Genomic DNA, 22,209 nt, shown 5'->3' with positions numbered 1-22,209 from the left:
ATATGAATGAAATAATTCTGGATGGAAAAAAAATACAGAATGAGTCAGATTTTCATAGTGTTATGTCTGATTTGCTGGATTTTGGTCCTTATTATGGTCGAAATCTTGATGCTTTATGGGATCGTCTTAGCACTGATATTGAAAGACCAGTAAAAATAATTTGGTTACATTCTGAACTATCAAGACAAAATCTTGGTGAATCCTTTGACAGGATTATCCAAATTTTTGAGAGGACCAGGCAGCAAGATATTACATTTAAATGGGATGAAAGATTTGATTATATTTTGAAATAACAAAGATCCCGGTTCATTGGCCGGGATTCTTTTATCAAATATTACCCAAAATGCCCGTCCCCGCGCCTGTACACCGGCAGATCGCCAGTGTCGTTCAGCGCGCCGGGAAAGGCCCCAATCCACTGTTCCATGGTGGGAACGACGCTTAACCCCTCGGCGTAGCCCCGCAGCTCGCGGGTGTTCTGGGTGGTGATAACGATGCAGTCGGGCATCACCCGGATCTTAATCGGCATCCCGCAGATAAATCCTGCCTGCGCTACCCACTCGCTACGCAAAAATATCGCGTTATGCACGGCCCGGCTGTAGTACTTGCAAAGGGCGGTAGCTTGCACGGCGACAGCGTGGTGGTTGAACCTGGGCATGATAAGCGCACCCGTGACGAGAAGTTTGAGCAGAAGAGCAGCGGGCTGACGGTGGCGCTGTCGGGTACTGTCGGCAGCGCGATTAACAATACGGTCAGCATGGCGCAGGACACGAAAGAGCAGAGTGACGGACGTCTTCAGGCGCTTCAGGCTACCAAAACGGTGCTGTCGGGCGTTCAGGCCGGACAGGCCGTTGACATGGCGGCAACCACGAGCGACCCGAACGCGGTGGGCGTCAGTGTTTCGCTGACGTCACAGAAATCGAAATCTGAGCAACATGTTCTGAGCGATACCGTAGCAGGCAGCACGCTGAACGCGGGCAACAACCTGACGATTGCCGCCACCGGTAAAGGCCAGGGCGGGAACAGCGGCGATATTCTGACAGGTGGAAGCCAGCTGAAGGCAGGTGGAGATACTCAGCTTACGGCAGCTAACGACATTGTGCTGAGCGGCGCGGCAAACACCCAACAGACAACCGGGAAAAACAGCAGCAGCGGTGGTGGTGTGGGGGTCAGCACTGGCGGCGGAAGTAATGGCTATGGCATCAGCGTCTTCGCCAGCGTGAACGCGGCAAAAGGAAATGAGAAGGGTAACGGCACGGCGTGGACTGAAACCACGCTGGACAGCGGTGGCACGGTCTCGATGACCAGCGGTCGTGATGCGTTTCTGAACGGTGCGCAGGTCAGCGGCGATAAAGTGGTGGCTGACATTGGTCGGGACCTGTGGATGAGCAGCCAGCAGGACAGTAACGACTACAAATCGAAGCAGGACAGCGTGGCGGCGGGGGGCAGTTTCACCTTCGGCAGCATGAGCGGCTCAGGGTATGTCAGCGCCTCCCAGGACAAAATGAAGAGTACGTTTGACTCGGTTCAGGAGCAGACGGGACTCTTCGCGGGGGACGGTGGTTTTGATGTGACGGTGGGGCGTCACACGCAGCTGGACGGTGCGGTGATAGCCTCGACGGCGACGGCGGATAAAAACAGTCTGGACACGGGAACGCTGGGGTTCAGGGATATCCACAACGAAGCGGATTTTACGGTCAGCCATACGGGAGCCAGCCTGAGCATCGGCGGTGAATTTGGTGGAGACCAGTTCAAAGGGAATATGCCGGGCGGGATGATATCGGGTGGTGGCAACAGCGGTCATGCGGAAGGGACCACACAGGCGGCGGTGGCGGAAGGGGCGATAACCGTTCGCGATACGGCAAACCAGAAACAGGATGTCGAAACGCTCAGCAGGGACACGGCGCACGCGAACGACAGCATCAGCCCGATCTTCGACAAGGAGAAAGAGCAGAAGCGTCTGAAAGAAATCGGGATGATCAGCGATATTGGCAGTCAGGCGGCAAACATTGCGCGGACGCAGGGAGAGCTGAATGCGCTGAAAGTGGCGCAGGATCGATACGGAGCTCTTCCGGGGGATGCGACGGAAGAGCAGCGACAGGCATATCTGGCGAAACTGCGTGAAACGCCGGAATACAAAAAAGAGCAGGAAAAGTACGGCACGGGCAGCAATATCCAGCGAGGGATCCAGGCGGCGACGGCGGCGCTTCAGGGGCTGGCAGGCGGTGATGTGGGTGCCGCACTGGCGGGGGCTTCGGCGCCGGATCTGGCGCATCTGCTTAAAGGGACGGAGGGGAATACAGCGGTCAATGTCATCGCCCACGCGATACTGGGTGGCGCAGTGGCGGTGATGCAGGGAAACAGCGCGGCGGCAGGTGCAGCGGGTGCGGCAGCGGGTGAGCTTGCGGCAAAAGCGATAATGGCAGCGATGTATCCGGGGAAAGAAGTCAGTGAGCTGGGTGAGTCGGATAAGCAGCTTATCAGCACGCTGGCGAGTATCTCAGCGGGTATGGCAGGGGGTCTGGCAGGAGACAGTACGACCTCGGCAGCAGCAGGCGCACAGGCCGGGAAGAATGCGGTTGAGAATAACTTCCTGAGTGTGTCAGAGAAGACAGAGCTTGAGTTAGCGAAGCTCAAACTCAACAGCAAAGACCCGGCAGAGCGTGAGCTGGCACAGCAGACAATCAATGAGCTGCGTGAAAAGGATATCGCCAGCGACCAGAAAGTCATTGATGCCTGTGGTAATGGTAATGCCGGAAGTGCAGCATGTGCGGGTGCAAGGCTGGAAGTTATCGCTGCGAAAGGTGAATACGAGAACACCGGCAACTACAACTCGAAAGCCAGCCAGCAATACGGAGATGCTTACGGCCAGATAGTAAATCTGCTGAATATCACCAGCGTTGATGCGCAGAATCAGCAGCAGGTGAAGGATGCACTAACGCAGTATGCAATGGATGTGCTGGGTGTTGATCGCCAGACGGCTCAGGGTTATGCCGAAACGAAGCAGGGAATGGATATTATCGTTGCTTCGGTGACTCCAGTGTTGGGTTCAGTGGCAGCAAAACAGCTCAGTAAAGTCGTTGATGCTAATCTCAAGGTTGTTGCGAAAGGTAATGTAGACGGGGCTAAATTCACTGATACCAATCAGGGTGCAAGACCATCCAACTTAGCAGATGTGAATAAGCCAACACTCATTGATGGAAGAATCCAAGCTAAAATAGATAAGCAAGGCAAGCCTCTTCCTAATGGAAATATGGCTACAGCTCATGCTGAAGTGGGCGTCATCCAACAAGCTTTTGAAAAGGGTATGTCTCAAGGGCGTGAGATGACAATGAGTGTATCTAAAGAGCCTGTATGTGGTTATTGTCGTGGTGATATAGCTGCTATGGCCGATAAAGCGGGGCTAAAATCTTTAACAATCTATGAAGAGACTACTGGGTCTGTCCTCTATTGGTAGCCGGGAATGAAATCTCTCAAGGCCAGGGATTAAAATGAATTTTAAAATGAGTTGGACGCTAAATGGAACTGGCGGAAATAAGCAGATTTCAAACTGGGATGATATATTAAATCAGTTGAAACAACTTCAGGGAAAAAAAGGTTCCATAACTCTTGATACCCTAACCAGTGTGGATAGTGGAGCTGAAATGCTTCAGGTAAGAACAGAAAATAATTTTTACCTAATAACATTAGGTGAGATTTTCGAAGATGAATATCAGATAAGAAGTTACTGGGATCGCTCTAAACTTGATGCCGAAATGATGATACTTGGTGATTATTGGCCTGAACGTCAGCTTACAAAAGACTTTGATATTGTTATCAGTGTTTTTAAGGAATTTTTTAATACTGGCAACGTATCAATGGAGCTTTTGAGCTAACACATAGATCCCGAGCATACGTCAGGATTTTTGATTTCACAGCTATAAGTTCTTTAACAGCGCTGGGAAAAGTGGAGAACGGGGAGCAAAACCGCGTATCTGGCTGGCGGTGATATGGGGGCCGCGCTGGCGGGGGCATCGGCACCGGAGCTCGCGCATCTGCTTAAATCGACAGAGGGCAATAGTGCGGTAAATGTTATTGCCCACGCGATACTGGGCGGCGCAGTGGCGGCGATGCAGGGAAACAGCGCGGCAGCGGCTGCCGGGGCGCAGGCCGGGAAAAATGCGATTGAGAATAATGCACTTGGTGATAAGGACAAGTTACCGGTCAATATTTTCGACATCAATCCGCTGAAACCAAATGTTCTGGACACTGATGGGGAGCCGTTGAAAGGTGGTGGTGGCATTGGTAAGTTCACGATTAATAAAGGACAACAGAACAAGCACTTACCAGGAACGAACGAGTATAAAATAGCTTCCGAAGCGGGTTTGAATAAAAGTGTTCTTACCCTGGCACCTGATTCATTGCTACCCAAATTGGGAACGTCCCGTAGGTGTTCCTGGTTCTAAGGAGCGCATAAATTATGGTCAAAATATTGGAAACTATATTGACCCTCAGACAGGAGTATCTACTCCTACTACAAATGGCATAGTCCACTATGGTAAAAATGGTGTGCATATTGTTCCCGCAAGACCTTCAGAATAATAAGGGAGAAGTAATGGTTTTATCTGATTTAAGTGTATACCTGAGACTTTCATTGCAGAGGGCTTTGTTGGGAAACGTGACCCCTAATATTAGAGCCGTTATTGCTGAATTATCTGGTAAGAACATTAGCTTACTTTTTTATTTTGAAGGTGAAGTTGATGATGACGACGAAGAGCTTGCGTCGGTAATAGAAACGGAAATTATTGCCGATTTTGATGATGATTTTACTGTAGATACAACAGTTCAGCGCCTTGATTCTCCACAGAGGATAAAGAATACAAATGGTTTACTGGTATATCTAAGAAAAGAGTAATAATGAAGATCCCGGCTCTGTGCTGGGATCGTGTTATCAGCCGTCAGACTTGCCCACAATGCCCGCCCCCGCGCCTGTACACCGGCAGTTCGTCGGTGTACAGGCGCTCAACGGTAATAGCAGCGGCTGACATCGCTGCTATGATGCGGGGTGCAGGTACAAACACCACGGCGAGGCGGTAGCGTGCCGGGGGCGAAAACCGCGTATCGGGGCGTTGGGTCCAGTACAGCAAAATGCAGCAGGAAAACTGGGTTGTAACTTGCTGAGTACACAGGAAAAACTGTCGTTCACAGGCTGACTTCGCAACGGAAAAAGTTGTTGTTGAGAATAACTCGTTGAGCAAGGATAAGCCCGGTATCTTTGATATCAATCCGATGCTGAAAATTGGGATTGAGGATGTTGACGGAGAGTTGATGAAAGGTGGCGGTGGAATCGCTAATGGTCTGCCTTCATATAAACAATCAGAAAAGGATGTTGGTAAAGACCTGGGAGCTAGGGGCAATTTGGCCAGGATCTCAAAAAAAGCATGGAACTAAAACGGGTCTATTTACACTGTGCGCCGGGGTTTTTCCCCGATAATTCCCCATTGCTTCCCCATACAGAAAACAGGCATAAAAAAACCAACCGTAGAAGGTTGGTTTTTTTGGGGAATTTTGGTCGGCACGAGAGGATTTGAACCTCCGACCCCCGACACCCCATGACGGTGCGCTACCAGGCTGCGCTACGTGCCGACACTTATGGCTGCTAATACTACTGCTTTCCACCACGAATGCAAGAGGATGGACTGCTAACTGATTTATAATTAATCAGTTAGCGATAAATCGTTTCTCATCCGTCAGCACTTGCAGCAGCAAACTTAGCTGCGGTTTCTGATCTTTAATTTTCTCGCCGCGTAAATTATAGGTCTGGTAATTACCGTTGTTATTAAGCACCAGCGTCATCTCTGGTGTGGTAATGGCCATGGTGCTGCTGTCAGCTGCCGTGACCCAGTAATGGCGGCGTGTTGCATTAAACAAATCCTGACCCTGTGAGTACTCGCTTGCTGGGGTACTGACGTGGAGCAGGCGCTGCATCAGTGTTGTCATCAGGTCAGTATGATCGGTCAGGCTATTAATACGCTGCGCAGGTGTTCCCGGCCAGTGAATAACCAGAGGCACCTGTAGATGGCCACGCGACCAGGCAAAGTTATTCTCTTCCTGCGTCAACGGCACGCCCCGGCCCGCGGTAATAATGACCACCGTGTTGTTCAGTTTGCCGGAGTCACGCAGGGCGCTGAGTATACGGTTGATGTTGGCATCCACATCTTGCGCCGCGCTGGCGTAGCGTTTGGCAAAATTCTTCTGGTTGCTGTCATCAAGGTTCGTTCCGTTAAAGGAAACCCATGAGAACCAACGGTTATCATCTTGCGCATAGCGGCCCAGCCAGTTAATCCACTGGCTTGCAGTTTGTTGATCAGATTGCGTTTGCACGTTTGGCATCGAAAAGTCTGACAGCAATGCCTGGCGATACAGTGGGCTAGTGAAGCCATCAGAGGAGAACAATCCCAACTGATAGCCTTGTTGATTCAGCGCAGAGATTAGCGCGGCAGGCGTTCGGGTCGACAAAATGCCGTCCATGTAGCTTGGTGAAACGCCATAAAACAGGCCAAAAATCCCGTTGTCGGCAGTATTTCCCGAACTCATGTGGCGCGTAAAGGAGATATTCTGCCCGGCAAATTCTGCCAGAGCAGGCATTTGCTGTTCAAAGCGCGAGTAGTTCAGACCGTCAACGGTGATCAGCAGGACATTCTGACCCGTTCCCATATCACGGTAACGCAGCTCACTGAGCGGATACTGGACGGAGACCGCTTCCGGATTACCCTGTTCAATCAGGCGGCGTTGATACTCTTGCGCATCCAACAGACCATGTTTTTCCAGAAACTTACGCGCCGTCATCGGGTAAGAGAGCGGCAGGTTTGCGCGCTGCATGGTAATCGGGCGATAGAAGTTGGCATCAGCCCAGATGTACACCACGTGCGAGGCGATAAAGCAAATGAAGAAGAATGCGGCTAACGGTTTGGCAAAATGGCGGCGACGCGTCAGGCTGCGCAGTTTCTGCCAGCTCCAGGTCGCAAACAGCATTTCGATTAGCAGAATGATTGGCACACTGATAAACATCAGTTGCCAGTCACGCGCCGCTTCATTCTGGTCAGGGTTAATGACCAGCTCCCAGACGATGGGGTTGAGATGCAGGTGGAAGCGGGTGAACACTTCGCTGTCGATGAGCAACAGCGTCATACCTGCTGTCGCCAGAATGGCTGATAAGAATCGCATCAGCCTCTGGGACATGACGATAAACGTCAGAGGAAACAGGATTAGCAGATAGGTGGCAAACACCAGAAAACTAAAATGTCCGACCAGGCTTACATAGGAATAAACACGCCCTGCAAGCGTTGTCGGCCAGTCGGCGACAAACAGGTAACGGCTACCGAGTACCATGGCCAACAGAATGTTGAACAAGGCAAACCAGTGCCCCCAGCTAACCATCTGGGAGACTTTCTCACGGTAGCGCTGACGATGAGTTACCATAAACTGTTGTTCGTTTCCCCGGAGCAGGCTCTTAATGCGCTTGGTCGTCGTTTACCGAAGACTGCAATGCGCGGGCAAAAGAGTTGGCAATCGCCTGGCGCTGGGCCGGTGCGATGCTTGTATTGATAAGGTTAGTCACCATATTTCCCAATACCATCAGGGAAAGATCGGTTGGCGCCTTATGTTTTTCCAGTACGTTGAGCATCTCATTCAGCAGTTGTTCAACGTGTTCGTCACTATAGCGGGAAATTTGTGGCATAAATCGAAATCAGTCTGTTCATGAAAGGGCAACATATTACCGTACAGACAGTTTTTTTTCTGCTTTTTTATCTTCTATTGCGTCACTGCCCGGCAGGTGGTTGAATACCGCCCGGTCTAAAAGGAGAGTTTATCATGAGTCTGGATATCAACCAGATTGCCCTGCACCAGCTTATCAAACGTGACGAGCAGAACCTTGAGCTGGTCTTGCGCGATTCATTACTGGAACCGACAGCGACGGTTGTCGAGATGATGGCTGAGCTGCACCGGGTGTATAGCGCCAAGAATAAAGCCTATGGCCTGTTTAGCGAAGAGAGTGAACTGGCGCAAACGCTGCGTTTACAGCGTCAGGGTGAAGAGGATTTTCTGGCATTTAGTCGTGCCGCGACCGGACGCTTGCGGGACGAGCTGGCGAAATATCCTTTTGCCGACGGCGGTATTGTCCTGTTCTGCCATTACCGTTATCTGGCGGTAGAGTATCTGCTGGTCGCCGTGCTGAACAATTTAAGTAGCATGCGCGTCAATGAAAATCTGGATATCAATCCGACGCACTATCTGGATATCAATCATGCGGATATTGTGGCGCGTATTGATTTAACCGAGTGGGAAACCAATCCGGAGTCCACGCGCTATCTGACGTTCCTGAAAGGGCGGGTCGGGCGTAAAGTTGCCGATTTCTTTATGGATTTCCTCGGTGCCAGCGAAGGTCTGAATGCCAAAGCGCAAAACCGTGGCCTGCTGCAGGCAGTGGACGACTTTACCGCTGAGGCGCAGCTCGATAAAGCTGAGCGTCAGAACGTGCGCCAGCAGGTGTACAGCTACTGCAACGAACAGCTACAAGCCGGTGAAGAGATCGAACTGGAGTCGCTGTCCAAAGAGCTTTCCGGCGTCAGTGAAGTCAGCTTCAGCGAATTTACCGCAGATAAAGGCTACGAGCTGGAAGAGAGCTTTCCGGCGGATCGCAGTACGCTGCGTCAGTTAACCAAATTTGCCGGAAGCGGCGGTGGGTTAACCATCAACTTCGACGCCATGTTACTGGGTGAACGTATTTTCTGGGATCCGGCTACAGATACTTTGACCATCAAAGGTACGCCGCCGAACCTGCGCGACCAGCTGCAGCGTCGCACGTCGGGCGGGAAATAAAACCGTTTGCCGGATGAGAGCGTAAACGCCTTATCCGGTCGACGAGTACCATCAGTATCGATTACAAAATCCCATAAAAAAACCCCGCCTTGGCGGGGTTTTTCTTCAACTTGTTTGCGATTACGCGCGAACGAAGTCGATGTGAGACAGCTTCGGCTTGAACGGGTGACGCTGTACAGCCTGAGCTTTAACTTTAACTTCTTTACCGTCAACAACGATGGTCAGAACTTCGCTGTAGAATTCAGCTTTAGCTTGCATGTTCATAACTGCATCGTGATCCAGTTCGATAGCAATCGGGGCTTCTGCGCCACCGTAGATGATTGCCGGGAACTTGTTAGCGGCACGCAGGCGGCGGCTCGCACCCTTACCCTGCTCTTTACGTACTTCAGCGTTGATAGTAAACATTTAAATCTCTCTTTAATAATTCCTGCTACAGGCGACCCAGCAACAGGTAAGTGATCTGCTTTGCGTATGCAAAAGCGGGCGAGATTCTATACTCAAACGGCTGGTACATCAATCAAAAGTACGATTAACCGCGTAATTCATGTGCCCGACGAAAGCGTCCTTCATAATCGAAGACCTTTTCACGGACCTGCCAGTACTGACCTTTCATGCGCGCGACCACGAAATCAGGATGACGTAACAGCGCCTGCTGGGCGAGGATATCGGCGGCGGTTATCCAGCGTAAGGGAATGCCGGGCGTTCGGGTGTGCGGGCGAATAAACAGTTGCTCGAAGGCTGTACGCTGCGCGGGAGTATGCAGGCGAAAGCGTTCGCTGACGTCGGCGCCATCTTCATCGTAATAGGTAATTTTCAGCCATTCGCCTTTTTCATCCTGCCCATTTTGTAGCGCCATCCCGCTGCAGCGCAAAACCAGCGCATCTTTAAGCCTGAGCGCGGCTTTCAGCATGTCATCCGGGTCAACCAGTACCGTGTCGCACTCCCGACAACGGCGGGCGGCGATGTCATTTTCCGCGTTGCACTGCGGGCAGTTTTTAAAACGGAAACGAAAATCGCACTGTTCGCGATGGCCGTCATCATCTTCAAACCATCCCTGACAGCGGCGGCCAAAGTGCTCAATCAGCGTGCCGTCGGCCGTTGTTTTTCCCCAGAAGGTGTTGGCAAAGCCGCAGGCAGGACAGAACACCTGTACCGGAACGTTGTCACTTTTCCCTTTGGGCGCACCCACTTCCGGAGCGTACAGGTCGTGCGGATTCCCGGCGTAATCAAGGATCAGACAGTCCGTTTTCCCCGGCGCCAGGCGCAACCCTCGTCCAACGATTTGTTGGTAAAGGCTAACTGACTCGGTCGGGCGCAGAATGGCGATAAGGTCGACGTGCGGGGCATCGAAGCCAGTGGTCAGGACCGACACATTCACCAGATAGCGAAAACGTTGGGCTTTGAACTCTTCAATCAACACGTCGCGTTCAGCGCCAGGCGTGTCCCCGGTGATAAGCGCCGCATCATCAGCAGGCAGCAGGCCGACTATCTCTTTGGCGTGCTCAACGGTAGCGGCGAAAATCATTACCCCTTTGCGTGTCTGAGCAAACTCGACAATCTGGCTGATGATATGCGGCGTTATTCGCTGCTGCTTTTTCAGTTCCTGATTCAGGTCCGCTTCGCTAAACAGGCCGTTACTTTGCGCCTGCAGGCGGCTGAAATCATATTGTACGACCGGCATGTCGAGGCGTTCTGGCGGCGTCAGGTAGCCGTGTTTAATCATGTAGCGCAGCGGTAATTCATAAATGCAGTCGCGAAACAGTGCTTTTTCATCGCCGCGCACCATTCCGTGATAATGAAAATGATAAATCCAGCCTTTGCCCAAGCGAAAAGGCGTGGCGGTAAGTCCGAGCAGGCGTAAGTGAGGGTTTACGTTGGTCAGGTGTGTCAGGATTTGTTGATACTGGCTCTCTTCATCATCACCAATGCGATGGCATTCATCGACGATGAGCAGGGAGAATTCTCCCTGAAAGGCGTCCAGATTGCGCGCCACCGACTGTACGCTGCCAAATACCACTTTCCCGTGACTCTCTTTACGCTTCAGACCTGCGGCAAAAATATCGGCTTCCAGCCCCAGCGCGCAATATTTCGCGTGGTTTTGCGCGACCAGCTCTTTGACGTGCGCCAGTACCAGTACGCGACCCCGCGCCACGCGGGCCAGCTCGGCAATCACCAGGCTTTTGCCTGCGCCTGTGGGGAGGACGATAACTGCCGGAGTACGGTGATGGCGAAAATGGTTGAGCGTGGCATCCACGGCTTCTTTTTGGTAAGGACGAAGAGTAAAAATCATGGGCTCACAATATGTAACAGTCTCGCGTATAGTATGCCACGAATCTTTTTCCCTTGAGGGAAGTTGTTAGCTCGTTATACTGAGCGGAAAACGGCTCCACTTTTCGGGCATAACGCCCGATTTCCGTATTGTTACAGGCAAAATCACACTCATGCGACTTGATAAATTTATCGCTCAGCAACTCGGCGTCAGCCGCGCTATTGCCGGGCGTGAGATCCGTGGTAACCGTGTTACCGTCGACGGCGAAATCGTCAGAAATAGCGCTTTTAAGCTGCTGCCAGAGCACGACGTAGAATATGACGGTAATTCCCTGGTTCAACAAAATGGCCCGCGCTATTTTATGCTGAATAAGCCCCAGGGTTATGTTTGCTCAACGGATGACCCGGATCACCCGACTGTGCTCTATTTCCTTGATGAACCAGTGGCCTACAAACTGCATGCGGCAGGGCGTCTGGATATCGATACCACCGGACTGGTGTTAATGACCGACGACGGACAGTGGTCACATCGCATCACTTCGCCACGCCACCATTGTGAGAAAACCTATCTGGTAACGCTGGAGTCGCCAGTGGCAGATGATACCGCCGAACTGTTTGCCCGTGGCGTACAGTTGCACAATGAGAAAGACCTGACCAAACCCGCCGTGCTGGAAGTGATTACGCCGACTCAGGTACGTTTGACCATCAGTGAAGGGCGCTATCATCAGGTTAAACGTATGTTTGCCGCCGTGGGAAACCACGTTGTGGAACTGCATCGTGAACGCATCGGTGCCATCAAGCTTGATGAGGATCTGGCGCCCGGAGAATACCGTCCATTGACCGAAGAAGAAATCGCCAGCGTTAACTTAACCCCGCGTTAATTTCAGGAGCTAAATGTGACCACCCGGCAGAACTCTTCAATTGCCATTGTTTTTATCCTTGGCTTATTGGCCATGTTGATGCCGTTGTCGATCGATATGTATCTTCCGGCACTGCCGGTGATCTCTGCTCAATTTGGCGTGCCGGCAGGCAGCGCGCAAATGACCCTCAGTACCTATATTCTGGGGTTCGCGGTTGGGCAGTTGATCTATGGTCCGATGGCCGACAGCATCGGGCGTAAACCGGTGATACTGGGCGGGACTCTGGTGTTTGCGGCAGCAGCGGTCGCCTGTGCGTTGGCGCAAACTATCGATCAGTTGATCACTATGCGTTTCTTCCATGGTCTGGCAGCTGCGGCGGCAAGCGTGGTCATCAATGCCCTGATGCGCGACATCTATCCGAAAGAAGAATTCTCGCGCATGATGTCATTTGTCATGCTGGTGACGACGATTGCGCCACTGATGGCACCTATTGTGGGTGGTTGGGTGCTGGTATGGCTGAGTTGGCACTATATCTTCTGGATCCTCGCTGTGGCGGCGATTCTGGCCTCGGTGATGATCTTTACGCTGATCAAAGAGACCTTGCCCGTAGAGCGTCGCCAGCCGTTTCGCTTGCGCACGACTCTGGGCAACTTTGCCTCGCTGTTTCGCCACAAGCGCGTCCTGAGTTACATGCTGGCCAGTGGGTTTAGCTTTGCCGGGATGTTTTCTTTCCTGAGCGCCGGACCTTTTGTCTACATTGAGATCAACCACGTTTCACCGCAGAATTTCGGCTATTACTTCGCGCTGAATATTGTGTTCCTGTTCGTGATGACCATCATCAACAGCCGCTTTGTTCGGCGGGTTGGTGCACTAAATATGTTCCGTACCGGGCTGTGGATCCAGTTTGTGATGGCGGGCTGGATGGTATTCAGCGCGCTGTTCGGCGTTGGATTCTGGGCACTGGTTGTCGGTGTTGCGGCGTTTGTAGGTTGTGTGTCGATGGTGTCATCAAATGCGATGGCGGTCATTCTGGATGAGTTTCCACACATGGCCGGGACGGCCTCATCGTTGGCGGGGACGTTTCGTTTTGGCATCGGCGCGATTGTTGGCGCGCTGTTATCTCTGGCAACCTTTAACTCGGCCTGGCCAATGATATGGTCGATAGCGTTTTGCGCCACCAGCTCAATTATCTTCTATCTCTACGCCAGTCGCGCCAAAAAACGGTGATCTATTACACAACCTGGGGGTCATAAGGCCTCCAGAGTTGATGTACATCAACCGCAAATCTATCATTTTCCCCGCTTATGTTTATTTTATGTAAAATAAATTTATGTAAAAAGTCACATCATTGTAGTTAAAAAGGTTGAGTTAGATCGCAGAAACGAGTACATATAGCGCGGAAACATGCCTGAACCGTTGAATAAATTTAAATAGTGGGTTCGGAAAGCGGCATAAAGACTGGGTGTAAACGTTTACCAACTGTCTAAAGACGTATTGTCAATGATGTGTTAATATTGATGTAAAATAATTGTGAAGTGATTGTACTTCCAGGGAAAGAAAGTGATGACATTACAACTCTCAATCGTTCATCGTCTGCCGCAGTGCTATCGTTGGTCGGTGGGTTTCGCAGGTTCAAAGGTTGAACCGATTCCGCACAACGGTCAGAGCAATGAGAACAGCCTGGTGGCCCTCAAATTGCTTAGTCCTGATGGTGACAGCGCATGGTCAGTCATGCATAAACTTAGCCAGGCTCTCAGCGACATTGAGGTACCTTGTTCCGTGCTGGAATGTGAAGGGGAACCGTGCCTGTTTGTGAATCGCCAGGATGAGTTTGCCGCGACCTGCAGACTGAAAAATTTCGGCGTGGCTATCGCAGAACCGTTTTCAAACAACAATCCGTTTTGAGCGTCAGCTTAGCGCGAGCAGCTGACGCGTATAGGCCTGTTGTGGCGCGTTAAATACGTGCTCGCATTGCCCCTGTTCCACGACTTCTCCCTGCCGCAACACAATTACCTGATGGCATAACGCACGTACAACATGCAAATCATGGCTGATAAAAATATAAGCCAGACGATGCTTTTCCTGTAAGGACTTTAACAGCGTGAGGATTTGCGCCTGTACGGTTCTGTCGAGCGAGGATGTTGGCTCATCCAGAATGATCAGCGAGGGTTTGAGAATCAATGCCCTGGCAATGGCTATGCGCTGGCGTTGACCGCCAGAAAACTCTGCAGGATAACGATGGCGGGTTTCGCTATCGAGTCCGACTTCAGCCATCACTGCTTTTACCTGCGCTTCACGCTGTTCAGCGGAAAGCGTTGGCTGGTGAACGCGCAATCCCTCTTCAATAATTTGTAATACGCTCAAACGCGGATTCAGTGAAGAGTTGGGGTCCTGAAAGACCACCTGAATGCGGTGACGTACTGGCAACAGTTGGCGGCGATTTAAGGTATGCAGCGCCAGACCATCGAACACAATACTGCCTTGCGATGTGATTAATCGCAGTAGCGCCAGACCAGTGGTACTTTTCCCGGAGCCTGATTCACCCACCAGTCCCAGTGTTTCACCGGGTCTGAGGGTAAAACTGACGTTGTTAACCACGACGTTATGATCCACCACGCGCTTGAGGATACCCTTGCGTACGGGAAAGGCGACCCTGAGCCCATTCACTTCCAGCAATGGCGGTTGTCCGGCGGCTAAAGGGACTGGATCGCCGGAGGGTTCGCTATTTAACAGTTTCTGTGTGTAGGAATGGGTTGGCGCGGCAAGCAGTGGCTCGGCACGGTTTTGTTCAACGCATTGACCGTTCTGCATGACGGCAATGGAATCGGCTAGCTTTCTCACTATGCTGAGATTATGAGTGATGAACAGCAATCCCATGTTCAGCTCACGCTGCAACTCCCGCAGCAGTTGCAAAATTTGCGCCTGCACAGAGACATCCAGCGCGGTGGTTGGTTCATCAGCAATTAGCAGCTCCGGGCGGGTTAACAGCGCCATAGCAATCATTACGCGCTGGCGCTCACCGCCGGAAAGCTGGTGCGGATAATCTGTAAGGCGTTTCGCTGCATGGCGAATGCCTACACGATCCAGACAGGTCAGAATTTCTGCCCGTGCGGCTTCCCGACGCATTCCCCGATGCAGCGACAGCACTTCATAAAGCTGCTTTTCCAGGTTGTGGAGTGGATTTAGCGACACCATTGGTTCCTGGAAAATCATGGCGATTTTATTTCCCCGCACACCGCGAAGCGTCTGCTCGTTAGCGTGAAGTAGTGATGCGCCGTGAAAGCGGATATCACCGGAGAGGTACACCGCAGGCGGCGTGGGCAACAGACGCAACACCGAAAGCGCGGTGACGCTTTTACCTGAGCCGGACTCGCCCACCAGCGCCAGCGTTTGTCCGGCATCAACGCGCAGTGACAGACTGTTGACCACGGTGCGCACGGTGTTCTGTTGGCGAAAACCTACCGATAAATTGTCAATAGCTAACAGAGGTTGTGTCATCTTAAATCGCCTTATTGGGATCAAATGCGTCGCGTACCGCTTCACCAATAAAAATCAGTAGCGATAATAAGAGGGCAACGGAGATGAACGCGGTGATGCCAAGCCACGGCGCCTGCAGGTTGTTTTTACCCTGCAACAGCAATTCTCCCAGTGATGGCGAGCCAAGCGGTAATCCGAACCCGAGAAAATCCAGCGAGGTGAGTGTGGTGATTGAGGCACATAAAATAAACGGTAAAAAGGTCAGGGCGGCAACCATCGCATTGGGTAGCATATGACGCAAAATAATACTGCTATCGCTAACCCCGAGCGCCTGAGCGGCACGAATATAATCAAAGTTTCGGGTGCGCAGAAATTCCGCGCGTACCACGCCCACCAGGCTCATCCAGCCAAACAGCACGGTGATCGCTAATAGCCACCAGAAGTTAGGCTGAACGACGCTGGATAGCAAAATAATCAGAAACAGCGTTGGCATACCGGACCACACTTCGATGAACCGTTGTCCCCACAGGTCTACCTTACCGCCATAATAGCCCTGTAGCGCGCCAGCCATCACCCCCATGACGCTGGAACACAGGGTCAGCATCAAGCCAAACAGAATTGAGATGCGGGTGCCGTAAAGGATACGCGCCAGCACGTCACCACCATTTGCGTCAGTACCCAGCCAGTTTTGCGCAGAGGGTGGAGAGGGGAAGGGCTTATCGGTGGCAAAGTTAATGCTGGTAGCACCGAACCGGATGGGGGCCCATAGTATCCAACCCTGTCTCTCCAGACGGTGTTGCAGCCACGGATCCTGATAATCAGCCTTTGTTGCTAACGGGCCGCCGAAATCGCTCTCACTGTAGTTTTTAACCAGAGGGAAATACCAGCTGCCGTCATAGCGTACCAACAGCGGCTTATCATTAGCGATCAGCTCGGAACACATGCTCAGGCCAAACAACACCAAAAAAATCCATAATGACCAGTAGCCGCGGCGGTTATGACGAAAACGCGCCCAGCGGGCCTGATTGACGGGGCTTAATCGCGACATTAGCGTCCCTCAAAATCAATACGAGGATCGACCAACGTATAGCTGATATCACTGAGGATATTGAGCAACAGGCCAATCAGGGTGAAGATGTAGAGTGTGCCGAACATCACCGGGTAGTCGCGCGATACGGTAGATTCATACCCCAGTAATCCCAGACCATTAAGCGAAAACATCACTTCAATCAGCAGTGAGCCGGTGAAAAACATACTGATAAATGTGGCGGGAAATCCTGCGATTACCAGCAACATGGCATTGCGGAACACATGCTTCCATAGAATATTTTTCTCACTAACGCCTTTGGCGCGCGCAGTAACGACATACTGCTTACGAACCTCATCCAGAAATGAGTTTTTGGTCAGCATGGTCAGCGCGGCGAACCCACCTACCACGGTTGCCAGCACTGGCAGGGTAATGTGCCACAGATAATCGGTAATTTTTTGATACCAGGGCAGGGCATCAAAGTTAGCGGACACGAGCCCACGTAGCGGGAACAGGTCGTAATAGCTGCCCCCGGCAAAAAAAACGATCAGCAAAATGGCAAACAGAAAGGCCGGAATGGCATAGCCAATAATAATAAATGCGCTGCTCCAGACGTCAAAACGACTGCCGTTGTGAACCGCTTTGCGGATCCCAAGCGGTATCGACACCAGATAGATGATGAGCGTACTCCACAGCCCCAGGGTAACGGACACCGGGAGGCTGTCTTTGATTAGCGTAAGAACAGAGGAACTGCGAAACAGACTATCGCCAAAATCAAAACGGATATAGTCCCAGAGCATCTTGAAATAGCGTTCATGAATGGGTTTATCGAATCCGTAGCGACGGGTAATTTCCGCGATGACTTCCGGATCCAGACCCCGACCGCCACGGTAGTTACTGTCGCTGATATTCCCTACGCCGGTTTGCGCGTGGCTGGCGCGAACACCTTCGCTGCCCGCACCGGGCAACGCACCGCTTTGTCCGAACTCAATGGCGGCGACGGCCTGCTCAACAGGACCGCCAGGTGCTATCTGTACGATAAAAAAGTTGATAGTAATGATGGCCCAAAGCGTTGGGACCACCAGCAGCAGACGTCGAATCAGATAAGCGCCCATTTACTCTCCCTGTCGTCTGGCTGCGGGAAGCTTCGCCGCTTTGTTGACGTCATACCACCAGTTGTCGATGCCAATGGTATAAATCGGGCGGATCGCCGGATGCGAAAACTTATCCCACCAGGCGATACGATCTTCAGCCATGTACCACATCGGCAACATGTAGTAGTTCCAGGTTAATACCCGGTCCAGTGCCCGCCCCAACGGGATCAGTTTGGCTTTATTCCCTTGTGCGGCAATGATCTGGCTAATCAGTTTATCAATGACCGGGCTTTGCACTCCGGGCGCGTTATAGCTGGAGTCTATATATTCAGAGGCCCAGAGAATTTGCAGGTCTGAACTTGGCCACGGCATTGCGCGATAGAGCCTGGGCATCATGTCATAGTCGCGACTGCGCAAACGGTTAGTGATTTGCGAGTTATCGACCTGGCGGATATTCATCGTAATGCCTAAGCGTTGCAGGTTGTGCTGGAACGGCAGCACCCACTGGCTGTTGCTACCTGCCGGGAGTAATAACTCGAAGGTCAGCGGTTTACCGCTGGTGCTATTTATCCGTTGTTGCCCTTTCAGTATCCATCCCGCCTGTTGGAGTAACGTATCGGCTTTCAACAGGTTTTCACGATCGTAGCCATCGCCTTTCGACATCGGTGGTTGATAGATTTGACTGAAGACTTCCGGTGGCAGCTCTTTTTTCAATGGCGCGAGGATCACCAGTTCATCCGCATCGGGATAACCTCTGGCTGCATACTCGGTGTTCTGGAAATAGCTGTTTGTCCGACTCCAGGCATTATAAAACAGGGCCTTATTCATCCATTCGAAATCAAAGGCCAGCGTAATCGCTTCCCGTACACGTCGGTCACTAAACATTGGACGTTGAATATTAAAGGCTAACCATCGTGTGTCCTGCGCGGACTCATTCTTTTGTTCGTCTTTGACAATGTAATGATTGGCGAAATTCTTGCCGGTATAACGGGTTGCCCAATTTTTGGCATCGTTTTCCAGTCGCAGGTCGAACGCTCCAGCCTTAAATGCTTCAAAAGCGACGTTATCATCTAAGTAGTAATCGTAGCGGAGGGTATCAAAGTTCCAGCGTCCGCGATTGACGGGCAAGTCAGCAGCCCAATAATCTTTGACGCGCGAATAGACAATATATTGGCCCATCTTCCATTTGGTAATGCGATAAGGGCCGCTGGCGAGCGGTGGTGATGATAAGGGATCGCTGAGCTTATGATCTTTCCAGTACTTCTCTGGCATCACCGGTAATGAAAACAGGCTGAGCATGTCCTCTTTACCCGGTTTGGCGAGTTCAATTCGCACTGTTAACGGGGCAATTGCCTTTACCGTCGTTCCTTTGTAGACCAAACGAAACTGCGGTACGCCTTCGGTCATAAATTTATGGAAGGTGAATTCAACATCGCGTGCGGTAATGGGTGAACCATCATGAAAACGGGCCAGCGGATTAATCGCGATTTCTACCCACGAATAATCATCGGCGTAACGCGCTCTGTCAGCGATGAGCGGGTAGTAGCTGCCGGGTTCGTCATCCGAGGTGGTAAACAGCGTATCGTAGAGCGTTTCAGTGCGTGAGCCAGGGTTGCCGCGCATCGAATAGCGGTTGAAGTTGTCGAAGGTACCCAGGGCGGAGAGGGTGAGCTGCCCGCCTTTAGGGGCCGCGGGGTTAACATAATCAAAGTGATTAAAATTAAACGCGTACTTGGGTTCGCCCAACACGGCAAAGGCGTAGCTTTCTTTGATGGATTGGGCATGAACGTTAAACCCGATAAGGGCGATAAACAGAAGCAGTACGCGAGGAATCATATCACAGAGGTTTCCTTGTCCTGCCACAACCCGACAGGCTTCTTGCCTGAGAAATAGCGGTTAGGGTGGCGAGTGAAAATATATGAATCGCCTGGTGCGATCACCACGTTGGCTTATCGGATTGCGCCATCCAACGTACAAAATCATCAAGCATTAATGGGCGGCTGATCCAGTATCCCTGGAAGAAATGAACCCCGCGATCGCGCAGCCATCGGGCTTGCTCAGGCGTTTCTACCCCTTCAGCAACCGTCAGCATATTAAGACGCTTAGACAGTGTCAACACCGCATCCAGTACCGGAGACGTTAGCGTTTCTGTCCCAATGGCGTTGATAAATCCTCGGTCGATTTTCAGATAGTCAACGGTAAAGCGTTCCAGATAAATGAGTGCGCTATGGCCGGTACCGAAATCATCAATGGCAATTTCGAATCCGGCAGCGTGTAGCCATTCAAATAACTTTGAGGCTTCATGCTGATTGAGCATATCGCGTTCGGTGATTTCGAGCACAACCTGGAAATGGTGTGGCGGCAGGGAAGCGTTCAGGTGTTGAATATCGTCTTTAAAGCTTTCACCATGCAGGTGCGTTGGGGCGATGTTGAGCCCGAGCTTTGCGCCTTGCGGTAACACTTTTTTTAATGCGGGGGCATCACGGGCCACCAGTTTGAACAGATGCTGCGTCAGCGGCACGATCATTTGCTGTGATTCAGCGTAGTGAATAAACGCATCTGGCGGGATCTCACCTGTTGTCGGGTGGCGCCAGCGTAACAATACTTCTACCCCTTTTACTTTCAGCGTCTGCATTTCAACGACTGGTTGGTAGACCACATAAAACTGATCGTGCTTGATAGCGTTGAGAATATCCTTTCCCGGGCGTAAACGAACGGCGTAGTTGTAGTACCACAAAAGCAACCCGGTCATGATCCCGGCCATACATCCCAACATGACGGCATACCAGACGTCAGTGTACGTCCACTCTTGCGCGTATAACCGGATCTTCATCGGGATCCCTTTCAGCGTCGTCTGGCGCCAGGTGGTATCCGGAAGCGCGGAAACGTCCATCAGTTGGGATGAAAATGTCGTGATAGCGGTATCACCAACAATAATTGCAATACCGTCAAAATCATCTTCTCGGGCGGTATAGAGAAGGTAAGGCGCCAGATTGATATTCAGTGAGGAAAACACGCCGCTATTCTTAAATGAAGGATTCCGCTGCCAAATCATGATCGCCGGATTGTCCGGCATCATCGGGGTACCGGACAGTAATTCCACATCGACATCTTGCTTGAGATCCAGCTTCGGAACCAGCGACAGAATAGGCGAGTCCATCGCGCCAGTTGCGGATGAGCAGAAAGCAATACCATCTTTTACCAATAAAAAAGCGCGTACATTGAGGTTAAACGCTGCGCTGGCGGTTAGCCTGGCGGCAACTTGTTGGCAATTGTATGAGACCAGCGGCTGCAGGGCATCTGTTGTGCTTTTGAGGTCTGAGAGGTAACTGCTGATGTAATAGTCGATATCGGAAAGAAGCGTTTCGTACTTTACATCTCGTTTGTGCCAGGTGGCAAAAAACTGCAGGGCGCTGACAAGTACCGCGACGACTACCCCCGTAAAAATACAGGTAAAAAGGACATTTCGACTGGAAGATGAAGGACGTCTGAACATAGTTCCTTATGTTTACCTGGGGTATCTGCTTATTATTAAACGGCTTGATCTGTAAAACTATAACCTGGATTGATTCGTATAGTGAGATTTTTCTTAAACATAGCGCAACGCAAAAAGCACTGCCGAAGCAGTGCTTTTGATAAGTCTCATCAGGATAGCCAAGGGATAGCTGCCAAACGAAATTAACTGCGGCTCAGGACCCGGCGAGCTTCGTTGTAACGTTTTTTCCAGTAAGGCTCGTTCATGCTGGAAATGATAACGCCACTGCTGGTCGAGGCATGTACAAACTGGTTATTGCCGATATAGATACCGACGTGACGGCCGGTGGAACCCGCACGGAACAGAACCAGATCGCCTGTGCGCAGATTAGTGCGCGAAACGGATTTGCCCGTTTCCTGTTGCTCGTAGGTCGAGCGCGGAAGCTCTAAACCAAATTGCTCACGAAACGTACGCTGTACGAAGCTTGAACAATCAATACCTTTTTTGGTGCTGCCGCCAAGGCGGTAACGCACGCCTTTCCAGTCAGCATATTGGTCCATAATACGTGATTTAACATCGATATTACGTACCATATTTTCAAATTCATCCTGAGAGGCTTGCAGTGAAGAGTTATCTCCATTGCCCACAGCATGCGTCTCAGAATGCATATTCCTGGCGGTGTTCGTTGTGCTACATGCAGAAAGCAGAACCGCAACTGCTATCGCGGGTATGCCCCGCAAGATATATCTCAAAATCGGTTGAGATTTGACCATTTTGTTTGTTTTCCCTTGAAGTCCTTAACGATAAATATCGTTATAAAAAATGCCAAACGTGACGAGACTAATTACCAACGCATGATGAGACAATTCTTTAAGGTCAAATCTGTGGCAGAACGCACAAATTTATTCTTATAGTGAATAATTATCCCGCGAGGCAAAACGAGTCTGAGGTTACCCGATCGCTCCGGTCATTGCGAGTGATTTTATGTGATTTCTTATAAGAAAAAGTGATACAGAAAGTGAATAGACTGCATTGGCTAAATTAAGAACAAATAGAGTGAAAAACACGCAATTCATTCATTTTAAACAGGAATAATATGACAGGAGAATGACAGTCAGAAGGATAATTTCCTGGCAGATATCATCAGGA

General features: G+C 51.1%; 21 protein-coding genes, 1 tRNA gene and 1 pseudogene. 11 read left to right on the top strand and 12 right to left on the bottom strand.

Translation table 11 applies throughout. From position 1 onward, the window contains the following. Positions 1-2 precede the first annotated feature (2 nt). A complete protein-coding gene (locus tag OGY19_RS06620; RefSeq protein WP_115601757.1) occupies positions 3-293 on the top strand; it encodes a barstar family protein in 291 nt (96 codons plus the stop codon). Between the two features lie 41 nt (positions 294-334). Here the strand turns inward: OGY19_RS06620 and OGY19_RS06615 are convergent, their stop codons facing one another. Continuing rightward, complete coding sequence (locus OGY19_RS06615; protein WP_260846234.1) at positions 335-625, bottom strand: SymE family type I addiction module toxin; 291 nt, start codon at positions 623-625, stop codon at positions 335-337. Here OGY19_RS06615 and OGY19_RS06610 point away from each other — a divergent pair. The 6 genes and pseudogenes from OGY19_RS06610 to OGY19_RS06590 form a co-directional block, all read left to right on the top strand. Next, a pseudogene (locus tag OGY19_RS06610) lies at positions 617-3,454 on the top strand (cytidine deaminase-like fold-containing protein); the annotation flags it as partial. The gene OGY19_RS06615 and the pseudogene OGY19_RS06610 sit on opposite strands and share 9 nt — an antisense overlap. Before the next feature lie 34 nt (positions 3,455-3,488). After that, positions 3,489-3,872, top strand: a complete 384-nt coding sequence (locus OGY19_RS06605) for a DUF6911 family protein (RefSeq protein WP_061068185.1) — start codon at positions 3,489-3,491, stop codon at positions 3,870-3,872. 114 nt (positions 3,873-3,986) lie between these two features. Beyond that, positions 3,987-4,442 (top strand): VENN motif pre-toxin domain-containing protein, encoded by a 456-nt coding sequence (locus OGY19_RS06600; RefSeq protein WP_115601759.1) that lies wholly within the window; start codon positions 3,987-3,989, stop codon positions 4,440-4,442. Continuing rightward, positions 4,372-4,578: a polymorphic toxin type 50 domain-containing protein gene (locus OGY19_RS24420; RefSeq protein ID WP_186336734.1), complete on the top strand. Its 207-nt coding sequence runs from the start codon at positions 4,372-4,374 to the stop codon at positions 4,576-4,578. The genes OGY19_RS06600 and OGY19_RS24420 overlap by 71 nt, the downstream gene beginning before the upstream one ends. A 13-nt stretch (positions 4,579-4,591) precedes the next feature. Continuing rightward, complete coding sequence (locus tag OGY19_RS06595; protein ID WP_115601761.1) at positions 4,592-4,891, top strand: MafI2 family immunity protein; 300 nt, start codon at positions 4,592-4,594, stop codon at positions 4,889-4,891. Positions 4,892-5,226: 335 nt separating this feature from the next. Then, positions 5,227-5,427 carry a hypothetical protein gene (locus tag OGY19_RS06590; protein ID WP_147293146.1) on the top strand — a complete coding sequence of 67 codons (201 nt, stop codon included), beginning with the start codon at positions 5,227-5,229 and terminating at the stop codon, positions 5,425-5,427. 118 nt (positions 5,428-5,545) lie between these two features. On the opposite strand, the gene OGY19_RS06585 is transcribed toward OGY19_RS06590, so the two are convergent. From OGY19_RS06585 to OGY19_RS06575, 3 genes are all read right to left on the bottom strand, one after another. Further along, a tRNA-Pro gene (locus OGY19_RS06585) sits at positions 5,546-5,622 on the bottom strand. Between the two features lie 75 nt (positions 5,623-5,697). Further along, a complete protein-coding gene (gene yejM, locus OGY19_RS06580; protein WP_061068183.1) occupies positions 5,698-7,458 on the bottom strand; it encodes an LPS biosynthesis-modulating metalloenzyme YejM in 1,761 nt (586 codons plus the stop codon). Positions 7,459-7,489: 31 nt separating this feature from the next. After that, positions 7,490-7,717 carry a YejL family protein gene (locus OGY19_RS06575; protein ID WP_003027506.1) on the bottom strand — a complete coding sequence of 76 codons (228 nt, stop codon included), beginning with the start codon at positions 7,715-7,717 and terminating at the stop codon, positions 7,490-7,492. Between the two features lie 134 nt (positions 7,718-7,851). On the opposite strand from OGY19_RS06575, the gene yejK reads away from it, so the two are divergent. After that, positions 7,852-8,859, top strand: coding sequence for a nucleoid-associated protein YejK (gene yejK / locus OGY19_RS06570; protein WP_005129293.1), 1,008 nt, complete (start codon positions 7,852-7,854; stop codon positions 8,857-8,859). A 120-nt stretch (positions 8,860-8,979) separates the two neighbouring features. Here yejK and rplY read toward each other — a convergent pair whose 3' ends face one another. Beyond that, entirely contained in the window at positions 8,980-9,264 is a 285-nt protein-coding gene (rplY, locus tag OGY19_RS06565) for a 50S ribosomal protein L25 (RefSeq protein WP_003027502.1), read from the bottom strand. A 124-nt stretch (positions 9,265-9,388) separates the two neighbouring features. Continuing rightward, complete coding sequence (gene radD, locus OGY19_RS06560) at positions 9,389-11,149, bottom strand: DNA repair helicase RadD (RefSeq protein WP_061068182.1); 1,761 nt, start codon at positions 11,147-11,149, stop codon at positions 9,389-9,391. A 151-nt stretch (positions 11,150-11,300) separates the two neighbouring features. On the opposite strand from radD, the gene rsuA reads away from it, so the two are divergent. The 3 genes from rsuA (at position 11,301) to OGY19_RS06545 (ending at position 13,892) form a co-directional block, all read left to right on the top strand. After that, the gene (gene rsuA / locus OGY19_RS06555) at positions 11,301-12,008 is read left to right on the top strand and encodes a 16S rRNA pseudouridine(516) synthase RsuA (protein WP_115601762.1); all 708 of its coding nucleotides are present in this window, start codon (positions 11,301-11,303) and stop codon (positions 12,006-12,008) included. A gap of 15 nt (positions 12,009-12,023) precedes the next feature. After that, complete coding sequence (locus OGY19_RS06550) at positions 12,024-13,214, top strand: Bcr/CflA family multidrug efflux MFS transporter (RefSeq protein WP_115601763.1); 1,191 nt, start codon at positions 12,024-12,026, stop codon at positions 13,212-13,214. 333 nt (positions 13,215-13,547) lie between these two features. Beyond that, on the top strand, positions 13,548-13,892 hold the full coding sequence (locus OGY19_RS06545; protein ID WP_087051313.1) for a YejG family protein: 345 nt from the start codon (positions 13,548-13,550) through the stop codon (positions 13,890-13,892). Positions 13,893-13,895: 3 nt separating this feature from the next. Here OGY19_RS06545 and yejF read toward each other — a convergent pair whose 3' ends face one another. The 6 genes from yejF to mepS form a co-directional block, all read right to left on the bottom strand. Further along, the gene (gene yejF, locus OGY19_RS06540) at positions 13,896-15,485 is read right to left on the bottom strand and encodes a microcin C ABC transporter ATP-binding protein YejF (protein ID WP_048211140.1); all 1,590 of its coding nucleotides are present in this window, start codon (positions 15,483-15,485) and stop codon (positions 13,896-13,898) included. Between the two features lies 1 nt (position 15,486). After that, on the bottom strand, positions 15,487-16,512 hold the full coding sequence (locus OGY19_RS06535) for an ABC transporter permease (protein WP_061068180.1): 1,026 nt from the start codon (positions 16,510-16,512) through the stop codon (positions 15,487-15,489). Further along, positions 16,512-17,606, bottom strand: a complete 1,095-nt coding sequence (locus OGY19_RS06530; protein WP_115601764.1) for a microcin C ABC transporter permease YejB — start codon at positions 17,604-17,606, stop codon at positions 16,512-16,514. The genes OGY19_RS06535 and OGY19_RS06530 overlap by 1 nt, the downstream gene beginning before the upstream one ends. Further along, positions 17,607-19,421 (bottom strand): extracellular solute-binding protein, encoded by a 1,815-nt coding sequence (locus OGY19_RS06525; protein ID WP_115601765.1) that lies wholly within the window; start codon positions 19,419-19,421, stop codon positions 17,607-17,609. A 100-nt stretch (positions 19,422-19,521) separates the two neighbouring features. Beyond that, a complete protein-coding gene (locus tag OGY19_RS06520; RefSeq protein ID WP_286596273.1) occupies positions 19,522-21,081 on the bottom strand; it encodes a cyclic di-GMP phosphodiesterase in 1,560 nt (519 codons plus the stop codon). 182 nt (positions 21,082-21,263) lie between these two features. Beyond that, entirely contained in the window at positions 21,264-21,833 is a 570-nt protein-coding gene (gene mepS / locus OGY19_RS06515; protein ID WP_003027474.1) for a bifunctional murein DD-endopeptidase/murein LD-carboxypeptidase, read from the bottom strand. Positions 21,834-22,209: the final 376 nt, after the last annotated feature.

The sequence above is a fragment of the Citrobacter sp. Cy070 genome, assembly GCF_030332245.1.
GTDB classification, from domain to species: Bacteria; Pseudomonadota; Gammaproteobacteria; order Enterobacterales; family Enterobacteriaceae; genus Citrobacter; species Citrobacter youngae.
This window is presented reverse-complemented; position numbering and strand designations above follow the sequence as displayed.